Annotated in this window: 8 protein-coding genes; 7 read left to right on the top strand and 1 reads right to left on the bottom strand. The window is 41.8% G+C overall.

Going from position 1 to position 7,181, the window contains the following annotated elements:
* Together BLS46_RS04135 and BLS46_RS04130 are read left to right on the top strand one after the other, a co-directional pair.
* Window positions 1-972, top strand: a 972-nt coding sequence (locus BLS46_RS04135) for a Rib/alpha-like domain-containing protein (RefSeq protein WP_142350464.1), incomplete at its 5' end; no start/stop codon positions are given.
* A 273-nt stretch (window positions 973-1,245) separates the two neighbouring features.
* Window positions 1,246-2,589 carry a DEAD/DEAH box helicase gene (locus BLS46_RS04130; RefSeq protein WP_093585806.1) on the top strand — a complete coding sequence of 448 codons (1,344 nt, stop codon included), beginning with the start codon at window positions 1,246-1,248 and terminating at the stop codon, window positions 2,587-2,589.
* On the opposite strand, the gene BLS46_RS04125 is transcribed toward BLS46_RS04130, so the two are convergent.
* Window positions 2,586-3,578, bottom strand: a complete 993-nt coding sequence (locus tag BLS46_RS04125; RefSeq protein WP_093585804.1) for an IS30 family transposase — start codon at window positions 3,576-3,578, stop codon at window positions 2,586-2,588. The two genes, BLS46_RS04130 and BLS46_RS04125, sit on opposite strands and share 4 nt — an antisense overlap.
* A 290-nt stretch (window positions 3,579-3,868) precedes the next feature.
* Here BLS46_RS04125 and rpsF point away from each other — a divergent pair, with 290 nt between their 5' ends.
* From rpsF to BLS46_RS04100, 5 genes are all read left to right on the top strand, one after another.
* Window positions 3,869-4,159, top strand: a complete 291-nt coding sequence (gene rpsF / locus BLS46_RS04120; protein ID WP_001151782.1) for a 30S ribosomal protein S6 — start codon at window positions 3,869-3,871, stop codon at window positions 4,157-4,159.
* A gap of 11 nt (window positions 4,160-4,170) precedes the next feature.
* Window positions 4,171-4,641, top strand: coding sequence for a single-stranded DNA-binding protein SsbA (gene ssbA, locus BLS46_RS04115; RefSeq protein WP_000609594.1), 471 nt, complete (start codon window positions 4,171-4,173; stop codon window positions 4,639-4,641).
* Between the two features lie 31 nt (window positions 4,642-4,672).
* A complete protein-coding gene (rpsR, locus tag BLS46_RS04110) occupies window positions 4,673-4,912 on the top strand; it encodes a 30S ribosomal protein S18 (RefSeq protein ID WP_000068664.1) in 240 nt (79 codons plus the stop codon).
* A 275-nt stretch (window positions 4,913-5,187) separates the two neighbouring features.
* Entirely contained in the window at window positions 5,188-5,697 is a 510-nt protein-coding gene (locus BLS46_RS04105; protein ID WP_093585802.1) for a GNAT family N-acetyltransferase, read from the top strand.
* 82 nt (window positions 5,698-5,779) lie between these two features.
* Window positions 5,780-7,180 carry a bifunctional Cof-type HAD-IIB family hydrolase/peptidylprolyl isomerase gene (locus tag BLS46_RS04100; RefSeq protein ID WP_093585800.1) on the top strand — a complete coding sequence of 467 codons (1,401 nt, stop codon included), beginning with the start codon at window positions 5,780-5,782 and terminating at the stop codon, window positions 7,178-7,180.
* Window position 7,181 lies beyond the last annotated feature (1 nt).

Below are 7,181 nucleotides of genomic sequence, written 5' to 3'. Positions count from 1 at the left end.
GGTAACTCTGTTTCCGCTCAACAACCGTCTCAAACCACTTACACCGACGCAGTGAACGATGGCACATGGACCTTCAAGGGTTACGACGCAGCTAGTGCCGTTGTCAACAAGGCTGATGTAGAGTTTGTAGGAAAATGGGAATTCAAGGCGAATCCGACAAATGCTGAAACTTATACGCCTCAAGTAACGGAAGAAACTATCAAGGTGGGAGAAACACCTGACTTGACCGATAATGTGAAGAACTTGACAATTCTTCCAGCTGGCACTAAGGTAGTAGATATTACACCTGCAGGTCAAATTGACACAACAAAACCAGGTACTTACACAGGTAAGGTACGAGTTGACTATCCAGATGGTTCTTCTACTGAGGTGTCTGTACCAGTTAATGTTTTGCCCGCACCGGTAACTGAAACCTATCAAGTGACTTATCGCTTCGAAAGTGCAACCGCAGACAACAACTTGCCAGCAGAAGTATTGAGCTTACTTCCACAAAGTGGAACATATACGACAAGTTCTTCTGCAGCGATTGCTTTCGTTCCAGAAGCACCGATGCCTGTAGAAGTTGCTGTTGCAAATGGTACATGGACATTCTTAGGTTACCAAGAAGTGGAAGAGGGGGCAAATCTAACCTTCGTCGGTAAGTGGGTCTTTGAAGCTAAGCAAGATCCTAGCCCACAACCACAGCCGGCACCAACGCCACAACCAGCACCTCAACCAAATCCAGTTCCACCAGTGAATCCAGGGGGAGAGCAGGGAACTGATAATAATCAGGCAGATAGACATCAATCAGAACAACCAAGAAAACCTGAAGAGAATCCACCAGCTCAAAGTCCAGCAGGAGAAAAAGCAAAACAAGCTACATTGCCAAATACAGGTAGCACTGCACCACTTTCACTCACTGGACTAATGGCTAGCTCTCTTCTTGCAGGTCTAGCAGCGTTGCTTCTTGGTCGCAAGCGGAAAGATGATTAAGCACTAATTTTTCTAGAAGCTTTCGACTTTTACAAGATTCTTAAGCAACTGTTTGACTGTTTGACAAATCTATCTGAGTCGCAAGCTTTAAGACTGAGAGAAGACCAATTTGGTCTTCTCTTTTTGCATTTTGGATAGAAAGCAAATGTGTGATTTTTAGTATAAGAGAGGTATTTGGAGAAATTGAGAGCCTTGTGATAGGTCAGATGAGTTGGACTACTGAAAATGTTCAAAATATGGTATAATGGTTAGATGAATAGAATCGAGGATAGTATGTCATTTACGAAATTTCAGTTTAAAAACTATATAGAAAAGGCTTTGGAGGAGTTGAAATTTACAACTCCGACAGAGGTTCAAGATAAGTTAATTCCTATTGTCTTGGCAGGTCGTGACTTGGTTGGGGAATCAAAAACAGGTTCAGGAAAAACCCACACTTTCTTGCTGCCCATTTTCCAACAATTGGATGAAACTAGTGATAGTGTGCAAGCAGTGATTACTGCTCCAAGTCGTGAGTTGGCTACTCAAATTTACCAAGCAGCTCGTCAGATTGCGGCTCACTCAGATGTCGAAGTTCGTGTGGTCAACTATGTGGGGGGTACGGATAAGGCACGCCAGATTGATAAATTGGCAAGTAACCAACCACATATTGTCATCGGGACTCCAGGTCGTATCTATGACTTGGTCAAATCTGGTGATTTGGCTATTCACAAGGCCAAGACCTTTGTTGTCGATGAAGCCGATATGACCTTGGATATGGGATTCTTAGAGACAGTCGATAAGATTGCAGGGAGCCTTCCAAAAGACTTGCAATTCATGGTCTTTTCAGCGACTATTCCACAAAAATTGCAACCGTTCTTGAAAAAATACTTGTCAAATCCTGTCATGGAGAAAATCAAGACTAAAACAGTCATCTCTGATACCATTGATAACTGGTTGATTTCGACCAAGGGCCGCGATAAGAATGCTCAGATTTATGAATTGACTCAGTTGATGCAGCCTTATTTGGCAATGATCTTTGTTAACACAAAAACGCGTGCTGATGAGTTACATGCATACTTGACTGCTCAAGGATTGAAGGTAGCTAAGATTCATGGAGATATTGCTCCTCGTGAACGCAAGCGAATCATGAATCAGGTGAAAAATCTGGATTTTGAGTACATTGTTGCAACGGACTTGGCAGCGCGTGGAATTGACATTGAAGGTGTCAGCCATGTTATCAATGATGCCATTCCGCAAGACTTGTCCTTCTTTGTTCACCGTGTTGGACGAACTGGGCGTAACGGTCTACCCGGTACAGCTATTACCCTTTACCAGCCAAGCGATGACTCGGATATTCGTGAGTTGGAGAAATTAGGAATCAAGTTTACTCCTAAGATGGTCAAAGATGGAGAGTTTCAAGATACCTATGACCGTGATCGTCGTGCCAACCGTGAAAAGAAGCAGGATAAGCTTGATATTGAAATGATTGGCTTGGTTAAAAAGAAAAAGAAAAAAGTCAAACCAGGCTATAAGAAGAAGATTCAATGGGCGGTGGATGAAAAACGTCGCAAAACCAAGCGTGCTGAAAATCGTGCTCGTGGCCGTGCCGAGCGTAAAGCCAAACGCCAAACTTTCTAAGAACAAAATTGGAGCTGAATGGCTCCTTTACTAAATTTCAAGTTCAAGTTAGCCAGCAAACAGTCTTCTCTGGGAGACTTGTAGTCCAAGCATTTTTTAGGATAGTTGTTGATCCAATTTTCGATGAAGGCGACTTCTTTGGGAGTCGTTTTCTTGGTTCCTTTAGGCAACCATCTACGAATGAGCCTATTGTGATTCTCATTAGTTCCCCTATAGGGGTGTGCATAGTAGATATGCTCCTTAGAAAATACATCAGACAAGCGGTGGAATTCGACTCCATTATCTGCCGTGATGGAAAGAATGTGATGCTGTTTTAAGATGAGTTTTAGAGCCCGATTGACGGACTCAGCGCTTTTATTTGGAATGAATCGAATAATTTGATGTCTACTCCTTCGATCCGTCAAGACAAGCAAGCAGTAGTTTTTCGCTCTTGTCAGTAGAACCGTATCAATCTCATAATGCCCATTCTCCAATCGAAGATTGATAGCTTTAGGACGTTGTTCGATAGACTTCCCAGCAGGTTTAAATTTAGGGCTAGCCTGTTTCTTGACAGTTTTTCCTTTTCTAGGATAAAGGAGGTTCTGTTTGGTTAGTCCTAATTTTCCATGATGAATCCAGTAGTAAATGGTTGACATTCCCACTGTAATGCTCTTAGCCTTGACCATCATTTCAGGAAACAACTTTTGGTTATGATAGTGAAGAATCTTTTGTTTTAGTTCCTTAGTCAATATTGATTTCTTCACGGAGCGCTTCCGATTGGTTTCATAAACCATTTGAGCATAGTCGGCAGAATAAACCTTTTTAAATCGTCCCTTTCCTAGACATTGTAGGACTGTCCCACGCTTGATTTCATTGTGGATGGTCTGAGGAACTTTTCCAAGTAGAGAGGCGATTTCTCTATTTGATTTCCCTTCGAATTTCCATCGTTCGATTAACCGACAGCTATGGATTATCAAGTGTTTCGCTTTTGTAGTATAATGGTTTTGCATCTCTGTGCCTTTCTTGTGTTTGTGGTGAACAACAAGTATAACACAGAGATGTTTTCTTATGCCTATAACTAGATTTCATTTGACAATATTGACTAGTTGAACCAGCTCATTTTTAGGAAGGCTGGGTGGCTAACTTCATTATAGAATTTTTATCCATCTTCTTTTTTTCATTTTTATCTTTTTTCTCTTGCCATCTACTAGCTTTTCTAGTATAATAGTTAATTGTGAGCAAACCTCACTTACCCCTTGCAAAGACTTGGGGTCATTAGACCAAAAGGAGGAACATATCAATGGCTAAATACGAAATTCTTTATATCATTCGTCCAAACATTGAAGAAGAAGCGAAAAACGCTTTGGTAGCACGTTTTGACTCTATCTTGACTGACAACGGTGCAACTGTTGTTGAATCAAAATCATGGGAAAAACGTCGTCTTGCATACGAAATCCAAGATTTCCGTGAAGGACTTTACCACATCGTTAACGTTGAAGCAAACGATGACGCAGCTCTTAAAGAGTTTGACCGTCTTTCAAAAATCAACGCTGACATTCTTCGTCACATGATCGTCAAACTTGACGCGTAAGAAGGTAAACTATGATTAACAATGTTGTACTTGTAGGGCGTATGACACGTGACGCTGAGTTGCGTTATACCCCATCAAATGTAGCAGTTGCGACTTTTACTCTTGCAGTAAACCGTACGTTTAAGAGTCAAAATGGCGAACGTGAGGCTGATTTTATCAATGTCGTTATGTGGCGCCAACAGGCTGAAAATCTTGCTAACTGGGCTAAAAAAGGCTCTCTTATCGGGATCACAGGTCGTATCCAGACTCGTAGTTACGATAACCAGCAAGGACAACGTGTCTACGTAACAGAAGTCGTGGCTGACAATTTCCAAATGTTGGAAAGCCGTAGCGTGCGTGAAGGACATACAGGTGGGGCTTATTCTGCACCAACTGCTAGTTATACAGCACCTACACAATCAGTACCTGACTTTTCACGTGATGAAAATCCATTTGGAGCAACAAATCCATTGGATATTTCGGATGATGATTTACCATTCTAATGGACAATTAATACTATAAAGGAGAAAAAACATGGCTCAACAACGTCGTGGCGGATTCAAACGCCGTAAAAAAGTTGATTACATCGCAGCAAACAAAATTGAATATGTTGATTACAAAGATACTGAGCTTCTTAGCCGTTTCGTTTCAGAACGTGGGAAAATCCTTCCACGTCGTGTAACAGGAACTTCAGCTAAAAACCAACGTAAAGTAACAACAGCTATCAAGCGCGCTCGCGTAATGGCTTTGATGCCTTTCGTAAACGAAGATTAAAAAAGAGGTCCAGTGGACCTCTTTTTCATGAGCATGGAAATGAGAGAGCGAGTTGAGGTCCGGGGGACCTCTTTTTCAGACCCTAACGGGTCTTTTTTTCACGAGCTTTAAAATGAGAAGAGGAGTTCGGTCCGGGGAACCTCTTTTTCAAACTTTTATAGGGCTCTTTTGGACAGGAATACTTTTTGACCTAGTAAGATTCTTTTGCCTTACTAGGTCTTTTTCTTTTAATTATCGTGCTATAATGGTAGGAGAAAGCTTTAAAGGAGCAGCTTATGAAGACGACGTGTTCAATTAGAAAAATGCAAGAATCTGACATTAAAGATCTATCTCGAGGATTTATCAGCCAAGGTTGGCCAAGTAGAGAGGAGATTTTAACTCGATACTTTAAGGAGCAGGAAAGTGGAGAGAGGGAAGTGCTAATTGCTGATCTTACTAGTGTTGTAGCGGGTTACATTACCATTTTGCCCTCTGCTAAACATGGTCCTTTTGCAGAAGTCTATCCAGAATTATCAGATTTCAATGTCTTTGAGCCCTTTCAAAATCAAGGAATTGGAAACCTCTTGATGGAAGAAGCTGAAAATCAAGTTAAGCTCATATCGGATAAGGTGACCCTTGGTGTTGGGCTCCATTCAGGGTATGGACCTGCCCAGAGATTGTACATCAAACGAGGTTATATTCCAGATGGTTCGGGCGTATGGTATCGAAACCAACCGTTGGAAATGAATGATACTATTCAAAATAATGATGATTTAGTTCTGTACCTATCCAAGAAATTCGAATAAGAGATAGTGAATTTCTTTGAAGATAGGGGATTTCTCTACTTTATGGTATAATGGAAAGAGGTAGATTGAAAGAGGTAGTGAGATGGATGCGAAATTAAAATACAAGGCAAAGAAGATTAAAATCGTCTTTTTTGATATCGATGACACCTTGCGTACGTCAAAGACAGGTTTTATTCCAGCTACAATTCCCACTGTCTTTAAACAGTTGCGTGAAAAAGGAATTTTAACAGGAATCGCCTCTGGTCGTGGCATTTTTGGTGTTGTTCCAGAGATTCGTGAGCTCAAGCCGGACTTTTTTGTAACCCTAAATGGGGCCTATATTGAAGATAAAAAAGGTCAGGTTATTTATCAGCATCAGATTGACAAGTCAGATGTTGAGGAGTATGTCTCTTGGACCAAGCGAGAAGGGATTGAGTACGGCTTGGTTGGCAGTCATGACGCCAAACTCTCCACTCGAACAGAACTGATCAGTGAGGCTATTGATCCCATCTATCCGAACTTGGATGTGGATCCTGACTTCCATGAAAAAGTAGAGATTTATCAGATGTGGACCTTTGAGGAAAAAGGGGACGACTTGCGGTTGCCAGATAGTCTCTCTGGTAAACTTCGCATGGTGCGTTGGCATCAACATTCATCTGATATCGTGCCGATTTCAGGATCCAAAGCAACTGGTGTAGCCAAGGTGGTAGAGCATTTAGGCTTGAAACCAGAGAATGTCATGGTCTTTGGAGACGGTCTGAATGACTTGGAACTCTTTGATTATGCAGGAATCAGTATTGCCATGGGTCTTTCCCACGAAAAGATCAAAGAAAAAGCAGATTATATTACAAAAACAGTAGAAGAGGATGGCATTTTTGATGCCTTAGAAGGATTTGGTATGGTAGAAAAAGAATTGCATTTCCCACAAGTAGACATTGAAACAGTAGAAGGTCCGTTGGCGACTATTAAGACAAATCACGGAGACTTGCGTATCAAGCTCTTCCCTGAGCAGGCTCCCAAGACAGTAGCCAACTTTGTTGCTCTGTCAAAAGACGGTTACTATGATGGTGTGATTTTCCACCGCATTATCAAGGACTTTATGATTCAAGGTGGAGACCCAACTGGTACTGGTATGGGAGGAGAGTCAATCTACGGCGAATCTTTTGAGGATGAATTCTCAGAAGAACTCTATAATGTTCGTGGCGCTCTTTCTATGGCCAATGCTGGTCCAAATACCAATGGAAGCCAGTTCTTTATCGTGCAAAACCAACACTTGCCATACTCTAAGAAAGAGATTGCGCGTGGTGGTTGGCCTGAACCAATCGCTGAGATCTATGCAGAACAAGGTGGAACTCCTCACCTTGACCGTCGCCATACTGTTTTTGGGCAATTGGTAGATGCAGAATCTTTTGCAGTCTTGGATGCCATTGCAGCTGTTGAAACTGGTGCTATGGACAAGCCCGTTGAAGATGTAGTAATTGAAACGATTGAAATTGAGGACTAGG

The organism is Streptococcus sp. NLAE-zl-C503, assembly GCF_900104285.1.
GTDB lineage: Bacteria > Bacillota > Bacilli > Lactobacillales > Streptococcaceae > Streptococcus.
The sequence above is the reverse complement of the archived record's forward strand: the minus strand, read 5'-3'. Positions and strand labels throughout refer to the sequence as shown.